Source organism: Limnohabitans sp. TEGF002 (genome assembly GCF_055395845.1).
Window position 1 is genome coordinate 1,654,086 of the sequence record NZ_AP029224.1, and the last position, 14,868, is coordinate 1,668,953.

Consider the following 14,868-nt stretch of genomic DNA (forward strand, 5'->3'; position numbering starts at 1 on the left):
ATGACAAAATCGATTGATGAAATCCTTTCACCTAAACCGTATTTACGTCCACAAATATATGCGTACAGCATTGAAGATAAGGCGCATTTAGGACTTCTAAAAGTAGGACAAACAACACGTGATGTTAAGCAACGAGTTGCAGAACAGCTTAAGACAGCGGCTATCAAGAACTATCGTATAGAGCTTTCAAGTGATGCTGTGAGGAATGACGGTTCTTTCTTTAGTGACCATGAAGTACGAGCGCGACTTCTACAAAAGAAGTTTCAAAAAGCTGAGCTTGAGTGGATGCGTTGTTCTGTCAATGATGTCAAAACAGTTATCACTGAGTTACAGACTGGACAAAGGGTTAGCGGTGATAGATATGAACAGTTTGGTATGCGCGATGAGCAAGCAAGTGCTGTAGATAAGACGTATGACTATTTTCAATCAATTTGGAAAGAGAACAAGAACTCAGCACCTAGATTTTTATGGAATGCCAAAATGCGTTTTGGTAAGACGTTTAGTTCATATCAATTGGCTAAAAAGCTTAACGCAAAGAGAGTTTTAGTAGTTACATTCAAACCTGCTGTTGAGGATGCTTGGCAAACAGATTTAGAAAGCCACGTTGATTTTGATGGTTGGCAGTACATGTCTAGAGCCGCTGGAGGTAATCCAACAAAGGTAAAGAGTACTACTCCTTTGGTTTATTTTGGTTCGTTACAAGACCTACTTGGCAAGGATTCCAACGGAAACATCAAAGCAAAAAACGAATGGTTGCATACCATCAATTGGGATTTGGTAATTTTTGATGAGTATCACTTTGGTGCTTGGCGTGAAACGGCTAAAGAACTTTTCTCGTCAGATGAAGATAGGATACTGAAGGAAGAAAATCTACAAGAAGATGCAAAAAACTACAAAGATAAAATTGCTGATTTAAGTGAGCCTTTGGGTAGTGAAAGTGATTTTTTGCCAATAACAGCTAGGGCTTATTTGTATCTATCTGGCACACCATTTAAGGCACTTTCATCTGGTGAATTCATTGAAGAACAGATTTTCAATTGGACATACACAGATGAACAAAAAGCCAAAGAACATTTCGCCACCAAACGTCCTAAGGAACGCAATCCCTATGCGGCATTGCCGCAAATGCGTTTGCTTACGTACCAAATGCCAGATGAATTACTGGCTGTAGCAAGTGGTGGTGAGTTTGATGAGTTTGACCTCAACTCATTTTTTGAAGCTACTGGCGAGGGTAAGTCTGCTAAGTTTAAACACAAGAATGACGTTCAAAAGTGGTTGGATATCATACGTGGCGGTTACTTGCCTCAATCTGCTGAGATGCTAAAGACAGGCAAACGTCCGCCGTTTCCTTATTCTGACGTTAGGTTGTTGCCATATCTTCAGCATTCATTTTGGTTCTTATACAGCGTAAGTTCTTGTCATGCTATGGCGAACTTACTAGCAGAAAGACAAAATGTTTTTTGGCACGACTATGACGTTCTAGTCGCGGCTGGAACATCAGCTGGCATTGGATTGGAAGCTTTGCCACCTGTACGTGATGCGATTGGTAATGGATTTGATACAAAGACAATTACACTTTCTTGTGGAAAATTAACTACAGGTGTAACGGTAGCGCAGTGGTCGTCTATTCTGATGCTAAGGAATCTCAAGTCACCAGAAACTTACTTCCAATCAGCTTTTCGTGTGCAATCACCATGGTCTGTTAAGAATCCTAATGGTGATGACCCCAAGCAAGAAGAAATCCTTAAGCCTGTATGTTTTGTTTTTGACTTTGCTCCAACTCGTGCTCTTAGGCAGTTGTCTGAGTACGGCATAGGTTTGTCGCCTAATGAAGCTAATCCTGAAAAGGCAGTAGAAGAACTTGTATCGTTTCTTCCAGTGTTAGCTTACGATGGTGCAAACATGACGCAGATTGATGCGGGTGGTGTGCTTGATATAGCTATGGCTGGCACCTCTGCTACGTTGTTAGCTCGTAAGTGGGAAAGTGCGTTATTAGTTAACGTGGACAATGAGACACTACGCCGTGTTTTGGACAATCCTGAGGCAATGGCGGCGGTTGAGCGAATTGAGGGTTGGCGAGCATTAGGCGATAACATTATTGAAACTATCATCAATAAAAGCGACAAGATTAAAGAGATTAAGGAGAAGGGTAAGAGTCGTGACTTGACTGATAAGGAAAAGAGAGAGCTTACTGAGGAAGAAAAAGAATACAAATCTAAGCGAAAGCTCGTACAGGAAAAATTGATTAAATTTGCTACTCGTATTCCTGCATTCATGTATTTGACGGATTTTAGAGAGAATACTTTGCAAGACGTCATTACAAAGTTAGAGCCAGATTTATTCCTAACAGTTACAGGTTTGACTGTAAAAGATTTTCACCTCCTTGTTCAACTTCGTGTTTTCAATACGGAGCACATGAACCAGGCTGTGTTTGCATTTAGGCGTTATGAGGATGCTTCTTTAAGATATACAGGAATAGATAGCCACGTAGGACTTTCTCGTTACGGACTTTTCAATACGGTTGTTGCTATTGAAAAATAAGTTCAATTGGCTTGCTGAAAAGTTGGAAAAGTTGGACGGTGTTTTGCGTAAACGAGTTCGCAAGCTTGATGTTGAGTAGAACTTTGTTTCGTCGCACAGCGTGCAACATCAAATCCTGTTACGCTATGTTTTTGAACATCTTTTTGTGAACTACTGAACTGTCATACGTCACCAAAATATACACAAATGTTACACACTCACTTTTCATGCTTGCAAACCATTGATTTTATTGATGTTTTTACCTGTGTATGTATCGAGTGGGAATGACAGACAAGGCACCTTCGGGTGCCTTTGTTTTGGTACAGTCTTTTCATGTACCTGCCCCAACAATTCAACCACCCGAAACACGCTGCGGCCATCATGCGCGAGCACCCGTTCGCCAGCTTGGTGTCTACCGATGGTGATGGTTTCCCGTTTGTCACGCATTTGCCGCTCAAGTTGATCGAGGAGGGCGGCGAGCCTGTAGCGCTGCTCGGGCACTGTGCCCGTGCCAATCCGCATGCCAGGTTCTTGCAAGTGCGGCCGCAGGCGCTGGTCACGTTCATGGGGCCGCAGGCCTACATGTCGCCAGCCGTTTACCCCGATTTGTTGCGTGTGCCGACCTGGACTTATCTGGCGGTGCATGCCCGGGTCGAGGCCCGCATGTTGGACGGCGACGATGCGAAAGACGCCATGCTCAAGCAGATGATTGCCGACCACGAGCCCGCTTATGCCGATCAGTGGCGTGCGTTGCCAGAGAGTTATGCCTACGGCATGCTGAACGGCATCGTGGCGTTTGAGTTGAAGATTTTGGACCTCAAAACCAAGGTCAAGATCAACCAGCATCGCCCCGAATCGCACGCGGCCATGCACGCGGCCTACGCCCAAGGCGGCGAACAAGAGCAAGCCTTGGCGCAGTGGATGCAGCGGCTGGGCATGGTGGCGTGACCGTGGACACACCAAGCCAAGACGCTCATTGGATGGGCTTGGCCCTGGAGCAGGCTCGAGAGGCCGCCGCAGCGGGCGAAGTGCCTGTGGGTGCTGTGGTCGTGAAAGACGGTCAGGTGATTGCCACAGGACGCAACGCCCCGATTGCCAGCCACGACCCGACGGCGCACGCCGAAGTGGTTGCACTGCGCGAAGCCGCTCTCATCTCGGGAAACTACCGGCTCGACGGCTGCACCTTGTATGTGACGCTGGAGCCCTGCGCCATGTGCAGCGGGGCCATGCTGCATGCGCGGGTGGACCGCGTGGTGTTTGGTGCGACCGACCCACGCACCGGGGTGGCGGGCTCGGTGCTCAACTTGTTTGACCAAAGGCAGTTGAACCACCAAACCCAAGTCACGGGTGGTGTGCTGGCCGAAGAATGCGGCCAGTTGCTCAAAGATTTTTTCAGGCCCAAGCGAATGAACACACAGCCCCTCAGAGAAGACGCCCTGCGCACCCCCGACGACGCGTTTGCAGCTTTGCCCGACTACCCCTGGCAGCCGCATTACGTGAACGACCTGCCCAGCATCGCCGGGCTGCGCATGCATTACCTAGATGAGGGCGACACGAATGCCCCATTGACCTGGCTTTGCCTGCACGGCAACCCGGCCTGGAGTTACCTGTACCGCAAGATGATCCCGGTTTGGCTGGCAGCGGGGCACCGGGTGGTGGCCCCCGACTTGATCGGCTTTGGCAAGAGCGACAAGCCCAAGAAGGACTCGTTTCACCAGTTTGAAACGCACCGTCAGTCTTTGCTGGATTTGATCGAGCGGCTCGATCTGCAGCGCGTGGTGCTGGTGGTGCAGGACTGGGGTGGCATTTTGGGGCTGACTTTGCCTATGGCTGCGTCCGAGCGATACAAGGGCCTGCTCGTCATGAACACCACCTTGGCCACGGGCGAGCAGCCGCTCAGCGACGGCTTTTTGGCTTGGCGCGACTGGTGCCAAAGCCAGCCGCTGTTCGATGTGGGCAAGTTGTTCAAGCGCGGCAACCCCGGCATGACGCCTGCCGAGACGGCGGCCTACAACGCGCCATTTCCGGACAAAGGCTTTCGCGCCGCGCTTCGGGCCTTTCCGCCCATGGTGCCGGAGTTCTCCGATTCGCCCGGTGCGGCCATCTCGCGGCAAGCGTGTGATTTTTGGCGCAACGACTGGCAAGGCCAGAGCTTCATGGCCATTGGCCAGCAAGACCCGGTGCTGGGCGAGTCGGTGATGCGCCAATTGCAAAGTCAAATCAAGGGCTGCCCCGAGCCGATGTTGCTGTCCGATGCAGGCCATTTTGTGCAGGAGCAGGGCAGGGCGATTGCCGAGGCCGCTGTGCGACACTTCAAGCCCTGATTAAGAACACCCGCATGGCTCACATCTACATTTTTTCTCCTTCCAGCGCGGTGCGCGACAAAGCCGCTTTTCGCCGTGGCATCAAACGACTCAAAGCCCAAGGCCACGAGGTGGAAGTGGACGAATCAGCCCTCGATACCCACATGCGCTTTGCTGGGGACGACGCCACGCGCATTGCGGCCATCACCCGCGCTGCAGCCAGTGGGGCCAACGTGGCGCTCATCTCTCGCGGTGGCTACGGCCTCACGCGCATCCTGCCCGCGCTGCCCTACAAACAGATCGCCAAAGCGATTGATGGCGGCATGCAGTTTGTGGGTCTGAGCGATTTCACGGCCTTCAGCCAAGCTGTTTACGCCAAGACAGGCCGGATCTCCTGGCAAGGCCCGGCGCTGGGTGAAGACTTTGGCTCTGAAGAGGAGCCTGACGACATCATGCAAGCCTGCTTTGACGACCTGTTGCTGGAGCAGGGTGAGGGTACAGGCTGGCAAACGCCCAAAGCCGAGGCCGAGCGTCGCGTGCTGGTGAAAGACGCGCCGCTGTGGGGCGGCAACCTCACGGTGCTGACCTCGCTGTTGGGCACGCCGTACTTTCCGCAAATTAAGGGCGGTGTGCTTTTCCTCGAAGACGTGGGCGAGCACCCTTACCGGGTTGAGCGCATGCTCACGCAACTGCTGCATGCTGGCGTTTTGGCCCAGCAAAAAGCGGTGTTGATCGGCCAGTTCAGCAAATACAAGTTGGTGCCTGCCCACGACAAAGGCTTCAAGTTGGCCACGGTGGTTGAGTGGCTGCGCGGCCAGATCAAGTCCCCGGTGCTCACCGGCTTGCCTTTTGGGCATGTCGAAACCAAGGTGCTGCTGCCCGTAGGCGCCAAGGTGGACCTTGTCACCGAAGGGCGTGACGCGCTGATGGTTTGGGGTCATATTTAACAGCCGTGTTCGGGCCAGTGTGTTGTCTGGCCTTGGGCCGCTGAAGTGACGTGCAGAGCCGATGCTTTCAAGAAGATGGAGACAAACATGAAATGGATCGCAAGAATCCTGTTGGCGGCTGTGGCCGCTCTTTTGACCGCAGGTGGGGCCATCAGCGTGCAATTGTTGCGCGGTATGCCGCAACTCGATGGCGAGGCTCAACTCCAAGGCTTGTCCGGCGCGGTTCAAATCACCCGGGATGCTTCGGATGTGACCCACATCAATGCCAGCAACGCTTTGGACGCTTGGCGAGCCATCGGCTTTGTCCATGCCCAAGAGCGCGGCTGGCAAATGGCGTTCAACCGACGTGTCATGCGCGGTGAGTTGTCTGAAATTTTGGGCCAAGCCACCTTAGACACCGACAAGCTGATGCGCACTCTGGGCATCATCGGCATGGCCAAGCAGCAACTCCAAGGCTTGTCGCCTGCCACCCAAGCGGCACTCCAAGCCTACAGCGATGGCATTCAGAACGCGTGGCAAAGCGGTGCGGTCAAGCCTTCCCCCGAGTTCAAAATTTTGGGCGCATCGGTCCTGGACAACCGCGGCCAAGTTTGGTCGCCAGAGGACAGCGTGGGTTGGGCTTTGATGATGGCCTTGGATTTGGGCGGCAACTGGGGCCAGGAGTTTGCCCGTTTGTCCGCCAGTCAGGTTTTGAACCATGCACAGCTGTGGCAACTGCTGCCCGCTTACCCCGGCGAAAAACCCGCCACCGCAGTGGACCTGCCCGCTCTGTATGCCCAACTGGGTGTGTACGCTGCCGGTTCGGCCAAGGCGGCCAAGTCGGCCTCAGAGTCTGCCGTCCAGACACCATTGGCCCAATGGTCGGCCGACTGGGTGCGCGACATGGGCATTTTGGAAGGCAAAGGCAGCAACAACTGGGTGGTGCCCGGAAGCCGCACCGTGTCGGGCAAGCCCCTGCTGGCCAACGACCCGCATCTGGCCCTGAGTTCTCCAGCCATCTGGTATTACGCCCACCTCAAAGCTCCGGCAGGTGAGTTGCCCGGCGGGTACAAACACCCCGCGCTCGACGTGATCGGTGCCACCTTGCCCGGCTTGCCCTTTGTGGTGCTGGGCCGCACCACGGGCGTGGCCTGGGGTTTCACCAACACCGGGCCCGATGTGCAGGACTTGTATCTGGAGCAGCTTGACGCAGCCCGACCCGGTCAATACCGCACGCCCGATGGTTGGGCCGCTTTCTCGGAGCGCAGCGAAACCATCCGGGTCAAAGGTCAGCCGGATGTCGCGCTCAAGGTGCGCAGCACTCGCCATGGTCCAGTCATCAGCGATGTGCAGCCGCAATACCAAGGCCTGATCGACCCGAACCGTTATGCCGTCAGCCTTCGCTGGTCGGCGCTCGCGCCCGACAACAAAACCATCGAAGCGGGCATGCAGGCCAACTGGGCACAAACCGTGCCGCAACTGCAAGAAGCCTTTGCCGAGCACCATGCCCCCATGCAAAGCGTGGTGATGGCCGACACGTTGGGTGAAGTCGCCTACAAAGCCGTGGGCAAAGTGCCCACACGTTCGGCTCAAAACGACATCCTTGGCGTGGCGCCATCACCGGGCTGGTTGGCGCAATACGACTGGACCGGCTGGTTGCCCTATGCACAAAACCCGGCTGTGGACGCTGCCCAGATTGAGAAAAAGGGCTGGCACGCCACCGCAAACCAGAACATCCTGCCACCAGGGTATGCCCATTTTTTAGGGGGTGACTGGACCACGCCCGAGCGCTTTGAGCGCATCGAGCAGTTGCTGGCTGCAACGCCCCGCCACAGCCTTCAAAGCATGCAGGCCATCCAGAACGACGTGCTGTCTCTGGGGGGCAAGACTTTGCTGGCCAAGCTGGGCCAGGTCACGTCACAACACCCATTGGCCCCTGCCGCATTGAAGCAGTTGGCCGGTTTTGATGGGCAGATGCGCACCGACAGTGCAGCGGCTTTGGTGTTGAATGTCTGGGCCGATGAACTGACACGGGGTTTGTTGGCGCCGCATTTGGGGGCAGAGCGTTTTCAAGCGCTGTATGGCAAGCGCCATTTCAGGGCCGCCGTGGAGGGCATCCTTGACCGATCCGACGCATTTTGGTGTGGCCCGTCTGGTTGCGCTGCGCAAGTGACCTCGGCCTTGGAGCGTGCGCTCGACCGCATCGCGGTCAACCAGGGGCGGGATGTCTCGCTCTGGCGCTGGGGCGCATGGCATCCGGCCATCAGCAGCCACAAGCCGTTTGGCAAAGTGCCTTACCTGAATGCCTTGTTCGATGTGCGGGTAGAGAGCGCGGGAGATTTGTTCACCGTGAATGTGGGCCAGTATTGGGCCAACGACAAGCAAGCCCCATTTGCCAACCGGCATGCGGCCTCTATGCGGGCGGTGTACGACATGAGTGGGGCCGCTCAGTCGGTCTTCATTTACCAGACAGGCCAGTCGGGCCATGCCTTTGATCCGCGCAGCCGTGACATGGCATTGCAGTGGGCACAAGGAGGCTACCGGGCGTTGCAACAACAGCCACAAGCCGTTGGGCACCACATGGTGCTGCGACCATGAGCCTTACCCGATGGCTTGGGTGTTTTGAGGTCAGGCGCGGCGTTGCGCCACAAAGCCTGACAAATAGGCCGACAGCCACATGGGCGACAAGTCCTTGTTGAGGACCTGAAGACTGACCGTGTTGTGGCTTGACTTTGCAAGCGGCAGCAAATCCTCCTCCGCAGTCAGGATCAGCGTATGACCCACGGTGTGCCTGGAGCCCACAAATTTTTGCAAAATGTCCAAGGCCTTTTCTTGTTGCTTGCGCGTCTCGGTCATTTGAATGACCAGCAGATCATGCTTCTCGTTCAACAACTCCAGCAAGGCTTCTGTCAAGGACTCCAGAAACGAAATTTGAAGCGGCAGTTGCCACTGGGCCACGTCCTTTTTGAGACGGTTCGTCAGTTCTGGGGAGTCGATCACCATCATGACCTTGGCGCGGCGGTCGGTGGGCAACCGAGGAGCTTCCGAAAAGTTGTTCGCACTCTGGTAATTCAGCACAGAGGTCAGAGAAATGCGTCGGTGTCCGCCAAAAGTTTTCCAAGCTTGCAAGATATTGTTGTCGACCAGTTTCTGGATGGTCGCCATCGACAAACCCAAACGCTTGGCGGCCTGTGAGCTGGTCAAAAACTCGGCGGTCTCTGTTTCGCGTGTTTCAGCTTCTGTCGACATGTGTGTTGGCTTTCTTCGTTGTATCGGGCGGTCTGCGGTGGATGACCCGCAGGCAAAGCCGTGGGCTCGCCTTGGTGATTTTTTCAACTTCTTTAATTACTGTGTGGCCAGGTTCTGCATTGGTGCTCTGAAGTATCAAAATCAATCTTTGCAAATCGTTTGATTTTCAAGAAAAACAATTCCCCAGAACATCCCCAATTGGGGATGTTTTGATTGAATTTATTGAAAATTTGAAAATAATCGACAAAATTGAGTCAATGAGCCCTGTGGGTGGGCAGGCCCCAGGGTGACTGTCCGGTCAAACGCTTGCAGTTACAGTCAATGCCAATGTCTTCAGTTTCAACTTCCCACCTGAACCCTTGGCAAGTGATCACGGGTGGCATTTGCGGCCTTGTCTTGTCCATTGGATTGGCCCGCTTCGCCTTCACCCCCTTGTTGCCTCAACTGCAGTTGCAAACCGGCTTGACCGATGCCGCAGCCGGAGGATTGGCCGCCATCAATTACGCGGGCTACATCACAGGGGCCTTGGCCGCCGCCTGGATTGACGATGTGCGGTGGCGTCACCGGCTGTACAGCATGGGCCTGTGGCTCTCGCTTTTGACGGTGGCGGGTATGGCGCTGTCAACCTGGATGCCCAACTGGGCGCTGTGGCGTTTTTTGGGTGGTTTGTGTGGCGCCACAGGCATGCTGCTCGGGGCGGGTCTCGTGTTGGGCTGGCTCATGCGGCAAGGCCGACGACCCGAGCTGGGCGTGCATTTCATCGGCCTGGGCTTGGGCATTGTGGTGTCGGCGCTGGGTGCTTGGGGGGTGACGCAGGTCTGGGTGCAATGGTCATCACAGTGGTTGGCCATGGCCGCTATCGGCCTGCTGTTTTTCATACCCGCATGGCTTTGGCGGCCTCCGGTGCCGCCCACGCCAGCCGCTTCAGCTTCGACACAGGCCGCCCCCACAGTGTCTCGTCGTTGGATGCTGACCATGGCGGGCAGCTACTTTGCCGCAGGCTGGGGCTTTGTGATCAGTGCCACCTTCACCGTGGCCATTGTTGAGCGCGAACCGGCTTTGGCGGGTCAGGGCGCTCTGGCCTGGGCCCTGGTGGGTTTGGCGGCCATGCCTGCTGTGTTTTTTTGGGACAAGGTGGCCCGCCGCTTGGGGGACACGCGTGCCTTGTTGTTGGCCTTCGGCTTGCAAACGGTGTCGGTGATCTTGCCTGCACTGTCAGGCTCATTGGCGGCTGCGCTCGGAGGTGCCTTGGGTTATGGGGCCACATTCATTGGCATTGTGAGCCTGACGCTGGCCCTGGTCGGGCGACGGGCACCCCAAAATCCGGGCAAAGCCATGGCTCGCCTGACCTTGAGTTATGGCGCAGCGCAGGTGATTGCGCCCGTGGTGGCAGGGGCCATGGCACAGGCCACTGGCACCTTCAAGGGTGCGCTGTGGTTGACCGCTGGGGTGATGCTGCTGGGCATGGCTTTGCTGGCCACTTTGCCGCAGGACCCGTCCGAGGCGTGAGCTCCTCGCGTTCGCCAATCTGGCGGGGCATTTGATGAGCGTATCTTTTGTGATCCTGTCCTAAAAATCATCCGCAAACAGCATGGGGGATCGTTCGAAAAGCTGTTTGTTCAATTGGCTCAAAAAGGACTTGTCTTTCAAAAAGCCTCTAACGGCGACAGGGAGGGAACCATGAATATGCCCAAGACCCCCCAGGGGCAAGATCGAAATTTCGCCGAACAGCACATGCAGACCATCCTGGCCCGCCTGGCTGGGTCAGGTGCTTCGCCTCGCGCCGATCAGGTCGATGCCGTCCATGCTGTGCTGCAGCCGGCATCGCGTGTTTTGGTGGTGCAGGCCACCGGTTGGGGCAAGTCGGCGGTGTATTGGGCGGCCACACACGCGATCCGCAGCACCGGCGCTGGCCCCACGCTGGTGGTCTCGCCGCTCTTGGCCCTCATGCGCGACCAAGTGAGTGCGGCCGAGCGGGCGGGCCTCAAGGCCGCCACGGTCAACTCGACCAACCTCGACGATTGGGACGAGGTGTTTCAGCGGCTGGACGACGACGCCATCGATGTGCTGCTGGTTTCGCCCGAGCGGTTGGGCAATCCACGCTTTGCGGCGCGGCTGGGCGCGTTGCTGGCTCGGGTGGGCCTGATCGTGATCGACGAGGCGCATTGCATCAGCGATTGGGGTTTTGATTTCAGGCCCGATTACCAGCGGCTGGCGCGGGCGCTGTTGTCCACGCCAACGGCCAGTGTGCTGGCCACCACGGCCACGGCCAACGAGCGGGTGACACTGGACATTGGCAAGCAGTTGGGCGCGGGCACGGTGACCTTTCGCGGGACGCTGGCCCGCACCTCGCTCACGCTGTCGGTGGTGCCCGGTTTGTCTCCCTTGCAGCGCTACGCCTGGATCGCCGATGCGCTGGAGCAGTTGCCCGGCTCGGGCATCGTGTATGTGCTGACGGTGGCAGAAGCCGAGCGGCTGACGGCGTTTTTGCGCAGCTGCGGCCACGCGGTGGACGCCTACAGCGGGCAGACCGACGCCGATACGCGCCTCAAAGTGGAAGAGCGTTTGCGCCACAACCAGGTCAAGGCGGTGGTGGCTACCTCGGCTCTGGGCATGGGTTACGACAAGCCCGACTTGGGTTTTTGTGTGCATGTGGGTTCGCCCTCAACCCCGGTGGCCTATTACCAGCAGGTGGGCCGGGCGGGCAGGGCGGTGGCGCATGCCGAAGGGGTGCTGCTGCCGTCCGATGCAGACGAGCGCATCTGGGATTACTTTGCCACGGCGTCGATTCCTGACCCGCAAACGGCGGCCAAGGTGTTGCAAAGCTTGGGTGGCGATGCTCGCAGCCTGATCGAGATCGAAGCCGACACCGGCGTGCGCCGGGGGCGGCTGGAGGCGCTGCTCAAAATTTTGGCGGTCGAGGGCGTAGTGGACAAAGACGGCACCGCTTGGCGAGCTACGGGCGTGCCCTATGTTCACGACACGGCCAAATGGTCGGCGCTGGCCCAAGTGCGCCAGCAAGAGGCGGGCATCATGCGCCAGTATGCGCACGGTGCGGGCTGCCTGATGGCGTATTTGCAAACCGCTTTGGATGACCCATCGCCCGCGCCGTGCGGCCGGTGCTCGGTGTGCACCGGGCAGTTGCCGTTTCCGGGCCTTGCCCCCTCCCAAGACAAACTGATCGCGGCGCGTGACTTCTTGCGTGGCATGGACGTGGACATCGAGCCGCGAAAGCGCTGGCCCTCAGGTGTGGGGCGCAAAGGCGCGATCCGTGGTTTTGATGTGGGCCGCGCTGTGGCTTTTGCCGACGACCCGGGTTGGGTGGCCGAGCTGCAGGCGCTGCGCAGCGCAGCGCCCGGTGTGGTGCCTGCCGAAATCCTTGCGGGAGCCTTGGCCTTGCTCGGGCGTTGGGCCAAAAGCTGGTCCGCCCGCCCGGTGTGTGTGGTGCCCATGCCTGCACCCGACATGGCTTCGAACCGACGCTTGGCCGAGCACATGGCCCAAAAGGGCCGTCTGCCTTTGCACGACGTGTTCAGCTGGACGGGCGGGCCTGCGCCGGACGACGCGGCTTCTACGCCTGTGGTGGCGCATCTGGAGTCAGCCATTGGCTTTTCACACGATGCCGATTTGCCCGCCGGGCCGGTGCTGTTGGTGACCACCGATGTGCGCAGTCGCTGGACAGCCACGGTGGCGGCAGCCCTTTTGCGCGAGCAGGGCGCCAGCCAGGTGCTGCTGCTGGCTTTGCACCTGCGCCCATGAGGCATGATGAGCGCTTGATTTGAAGAAGACGATGAACGACAACACCCCAGACACGCAAGACCAGCCGTTGGTCCAAGAACCCCGCCGCTGGCAAAACGAGCAGTGGACTGCCCAGGTCATCAAAAACGACGACGACGACGGTTGGGCCGTGGCCATGTACAAAGACGGTGAGAGCGAGCCTGCGTTGGTGGGGCCGTGGACCATGGGGCGCGACAAAAAGAACCCCAAGCCGTTGGACGGCTCGGCCTTCATCACTTTGGTGAAAACCGCCAGCGAGTTTGTGCGCCGCAGTGAGCAGCAGTTACACGCCACGCTGCACCAGTCGGTCGTGGTCAATGGCCCAAGCGGGCGGGTGACCGTGCTGCTGGACATCGTGCCCGATGAGGACAGCCCTTACGCCACGCTCACCGCGCAGGATGAGGCTGACGAAACGCTGGCCGAGGTGAAGGTTGAGGCGGGCTTCAAGCTCAACCGCCATACGGCTCAGGCTTGGGTCGACAACGACTTTTCGAAGCCTGGCGCGGGACGCCGCTAAAGCAGCGCCACCATGCTGGGTTCGGGCTCAGATTCCCAAGCTTTGCAATTGAACCAGGCCTTTGGGGGTTTGCAGTGTGGCCACCAAATTGGCTTCGCCAGCATCAGTGGCGATGCCTTCCAGTCCAATGGACTCGTAGGCCGCTTGCAGTTTGGTCGCACTGGGGTGACTCACTGTGAGACTTTGCAGGGTCACGCCCGAGCGGGGTAGGCTGTTGCGAGGGTGCAGGCGCAGCGGGTCTGTGGCGTCGGGCTTGCCCCACTGGATCAGGGTGGGCAAGCAACCATTGAAGAGCCGTTCGCCGTCTTCTCGAACGGTGATTTGCCAGTTCAAGGTGCCTTTGCCCGACTTGCGGCTGGCATGCACCACTTGACCGCGCTCAATGCCTTGCGTGCGCAGCACATGGCGCGCTGCTTTCACATCGTCGGTGCTGGTCACAAAGTGGATCAGCCGAGGGCCTTGGGCGATGGCTTTTTGCAAAGTGTTGTTGTCCATGTCGAACCAGCGGGGCACTTGCGAGCGTTTGGGGATCACCGCCGCTGGGTTGATGGCGATGATTTCAAAATAAGCCAGCGGAAACTTGGGCGAGGCGATTTTGAACAGGCGGTTGTGCGTGCCGTATTTTTCGTGTTCACCGCCGGGGCCTGGGGTGATGCCCAAGGTCTCTTCGCACCACTGCACGCCTGCTTCCAGAGACGCAGCCATCACCACCAGGTGGTCAATTTGAGTTTTCATTTTTTTCAAGGTCAGTCAATTGCCGCTGAGCATAACGGATGCCTTCGTGCTGGCACCCACGCTGGCCTGCGACAATCGCGGCTACTCTCAATGGAGCCCTTATGTTGATCGATGCAGACGAAAGCCAACTGGTGTTGGTGGATTTTCAGGCCCGCTTGAAGCCCGTGATGTTGGACGCCGATGCGGTGTGGGCCAATGCCGCCCGTTTGGCCACGCTGGCCCAAGCCCTGAATGTGCCCACTTGGGGCACCGAACAAAACCCTTCTCGCTTGGGTGAAATGCCTCCGGAAATTCGCAGTCACTGCCGCCAGGTGCTGGCCAAAATGCAGTTCAGCGCCGTGGAGGAGGGCCTGGGCGAATGGCTGCAACCCGAACCACCCCAAGCCCCCAAAGGCAACGCACGCAGCCTGCCTCGTCACCTGCAAAAACCCCAGCCTGGTGCCGAAGAGCGCAAAACCATCGTGTTGGCCGGGTGTGAGGCGCACATTTGCCTGATGCAGACCGCGCTCGATTTGCTGGAAGACGAGTTCGAGGTCTGGGTGGTGACCGATGCCTGCAGTTCCCGCACCGAGCGCAACCGCGATGCGGCCTACGACCGCTTGGCCGGGGCAGGGGCCGAGCTGGTGACCGCCGAGATGGTGGCGTTTGAGTGGATTCGTACGGCCGAGCACCCCGATTTCAAGCTGATGCAAAGCTTGTTCAAGTGATCGTCTGACCCGGGAGCTTGCACCCGGGTTTCAAAACCCAAGGACAAGTTGATGTGCTGTCCGGCGTGCGACAGAGTCAGCTTGTTGCAAGTCCCTTGCTCATAATTATGAATTCAGAAGAGGCGGGTACCCGA

General features: G+C 57.3%; 11 protein-coding genes. 9 read left to right on the forward strand and 2 right to left on the reverse strand.

Going from position 1 to position 14,868, the window contains the following annotated elements; genetic code table 11:
* The 5 genes from ACZ5SR_RS08260 (at position 1) to ACZ5SR_RS08280 (ending at position 8,347) form a co-directional block, all read left to right on the forward strand.
* Positions 1-2,541, forward strand: a complete 2,541-nt coding sequence (locus tag ACZ5SR_RS08260; RefSeq protein WP_464451112.1) for a GIY-YIG nuclease family protein — start codon at positions 1-3, stop codon at positions 2,539-2,541.
* Positions 2,542-2,853: 312 nt separating this feature from the next.
* The gene (locus tag ACZ5SR_RS08265) at positions 2,854-3,468 is read left to right on the forward strand and encodes an FMN-binding negative transcriptional regulator (protein ID WP_464448283.1); all 615 of its coding nucleotides are present in this window, start codon (positions 2,854-2,856) and stop codon (positions 3,466-3,468) included.
* A gap of 2 nt (positions 3,469-3,470) precedes the next feature.
* Positions 3,471-4,844 (forward strand): tRNA adenosine(34) deaminase TadA, encoded by a 1,374-nt coding sequence (tadA, locus tag ACZ5SR_RS08270; protein ID WP_464448284.1) that lies wholly within the window; start codon positions 3,471-3,473, stop codon positions 4,842-4,844.
* Positions 4,845-4,858: 14 nt separating this feature from the next.
* On the forward strand, positions 4,859-5,770 hold the full coding sequence (locus ACZ5SR_RS08275) for an LD-carboxypeptidase (RefSeq protein ID WP_464448285.1): 912 nt from the start codon (positions 4,859-4,861) through the stop codon (positions 5,768-5,770).
* Positions 5,771-5,857: 87 nt separating this feature from the next.
* A complete protein-coding gene (locus ACZ5SR_RS08280; RefSeq protein ID WP_464448286.1) occupies positions 5,858-8,347 on the forward strand; it encodes a penicillin acylase family protein in 2,490 nt (829 codons plus the stop codon).
* 30 nt (positions 8,348-8,377) lie between these two features.
* Here ACZ5SR_RS08280 and ACZ5SR_RS08285 read toward each other — a convergent pair whose 3' ends face one another.
* On the reverse strand, positions 8,378-8,998 hold the full coding sequence (locus ACZ5SR_RS08285) for an excisionase family DNA-binding protein (protein ID WP_464448287.1): 621 nt from the start codon (positions 8,996-8,998) through the stop codon (positions 8,378-8,380).
* A 327-nt stretch (positions 8,999-9,325) separates the two neighbouring features.
* On the opposite strand from ACZ5SR_RS08285, the gene ACZ5SR_RS08290 reads away from it, so the two are divergent.
* The 3 genes from ACZ5SR_RS08290 (at position 9,326) to ACZ5SR_RS08300 (ending at position 13,292) form a co-directional block, all read left to right on the forward strand.
* Positions 9,326-10,507, forward strand: coding sequence for a YbfB/YjiJ family MFS transporter (locus ACZ5SR_RS08290; RefSeq protein WP_464448288.1), 1,182 nt, complete (start codon positions 9,326-9,328; stop codon positions 10,505-10,507).
* A 225-nt stretch (positions 10,508-10,732) separates the two neighbouring features.
* On the forward strand, positions 10,733-12,757 hold the full coding sequence (locus tag ACZ5SR_RS08295) for a RecQ family ATP-dependent DNA helicase (RefSeq protein WP_464451113.1): 2,025 nt from the start codon (positions 10,733-10,735) through the stop codon (positions 12,755-12,757).
* A 31-nt stretch (positions 12,758-12,788) separates the two neighbouring features.
* The gene (locus ACZ5SR_RS08300; protein ID WP_464448290.1) at positions 12,789-13,292 is read left to right on the forward strand and encodes a hypothetical protein; all 504 of its coding nucleotides are present in this window, start codon (positions 12,789-12,791) and stop codon (positions 13,290-13,292) included.
* A 27-nt stretch (positions 13,293-13,319) separates the two neighbouring features.
* On the opposite strand, the gene ACZ5SR_RS08305 is transcribed toward ACZ5SR_RS08300, so the two are convergent.
* Complete coding sequence (locus tag ACZ5SR_RS08305) at positions 13,320-14,027, reverse strand: VOC family protein (protein WP_464448291.1); 708 nt, start codon at positions 14,025-14,027, stop codon at positions 13,320-13,322.
* Positions 14,028-14,128: 101 nt separating this feature from the next.
* Here ACZ5SR_RS08305 and ACZ5SR_RS08310 point away from each other — a divergent pair, with 101 nt between their 5' ends.
* Positions 14,129-14,734 carry an isochorismatase family protein gene (locus tag ACZ5SR_RS08310; protein WP_464448292.1) on the forward strand — a complete coding sequence of 202 codons (606 nt, stop codon included), beginning with the start codon at positions 14,129-14,131 and terminating at the stop codon, positions 14,732-14,734.
* Positions 14,735-14,868: the final 134 nt, after the last annotated feature.

Coding starts and splice junctions, on each gene's coding strand:
- ACZ5SR_RS08280 (WP_464448286.1), top strand. CDS start 5,858: ATGAAATGGATCGCAAGAATCCTGTTGGCGGCTGTGGCCGCTCTTTTG.
- ACZ5SR_RS08260 (WP_464451112.1), top strand. CDS start 1: ATGACAAAATCGATTGATGAAATCCTTTCACCTAAACCGTATTTACGT.
- ACZ5SR_RS08285 (WP_464448287.1), bottom strand. CDS start 8,998: ATGTCGACAGAAGCTGAAACACGCGAAACAGAGACCGCCGAGTTTTTG.
- ACZ5SR_RS08305 (WP_464448291.1), bottom strand. CDS start 14,027: ATGAAAACTCAAATTGACCACCTGGTGGTGATGGCTGCGTCTCTGGAA.
- ACZ5SR_RS08290 (WP_464448288.1), top strand. CDS start 9,326: ATGTCTTCAGTTTCAACTTCCCACCTGAACCCTTGGCAAGTGATCACG.
- ACZ5SR_RS08300 (WP_464448290.1), top strand. CDS start 12,789: ATGAACGACAACACCCCAGACACGCAAGACCAGCCGTTGGTCCAAGAA.
- ACZ5SR_RS08265 (WP_464448283.1), top strand. CDS start 2,854: ATGTACCTGCCCCAACAATTCAACCACCCGAAACACGCTGCGGCCATC.
- ACZ5SR_RS08295 (WP_464451113.1), top strand. CDS start 10,733: ATGCAGACCATCCTGGCCCGCCTGGCTGGGTCAGGTGCTTCGCCTCGC.
- ACZ5SR_RS08275 (WP_464448285.1), top strand. CDS start 4,859: ATGGCTCACATCTACATTTTTTCTCCTTCCAGCGCGGTGCGCGACAAA.
- ACZ5SR_RS08310 (WP_464448292.1), top strand. CDS start 14,129: ATGTTGATCGATGCAGACGAAAGCCAACTGGTGTTGGTGGATTTTCAG.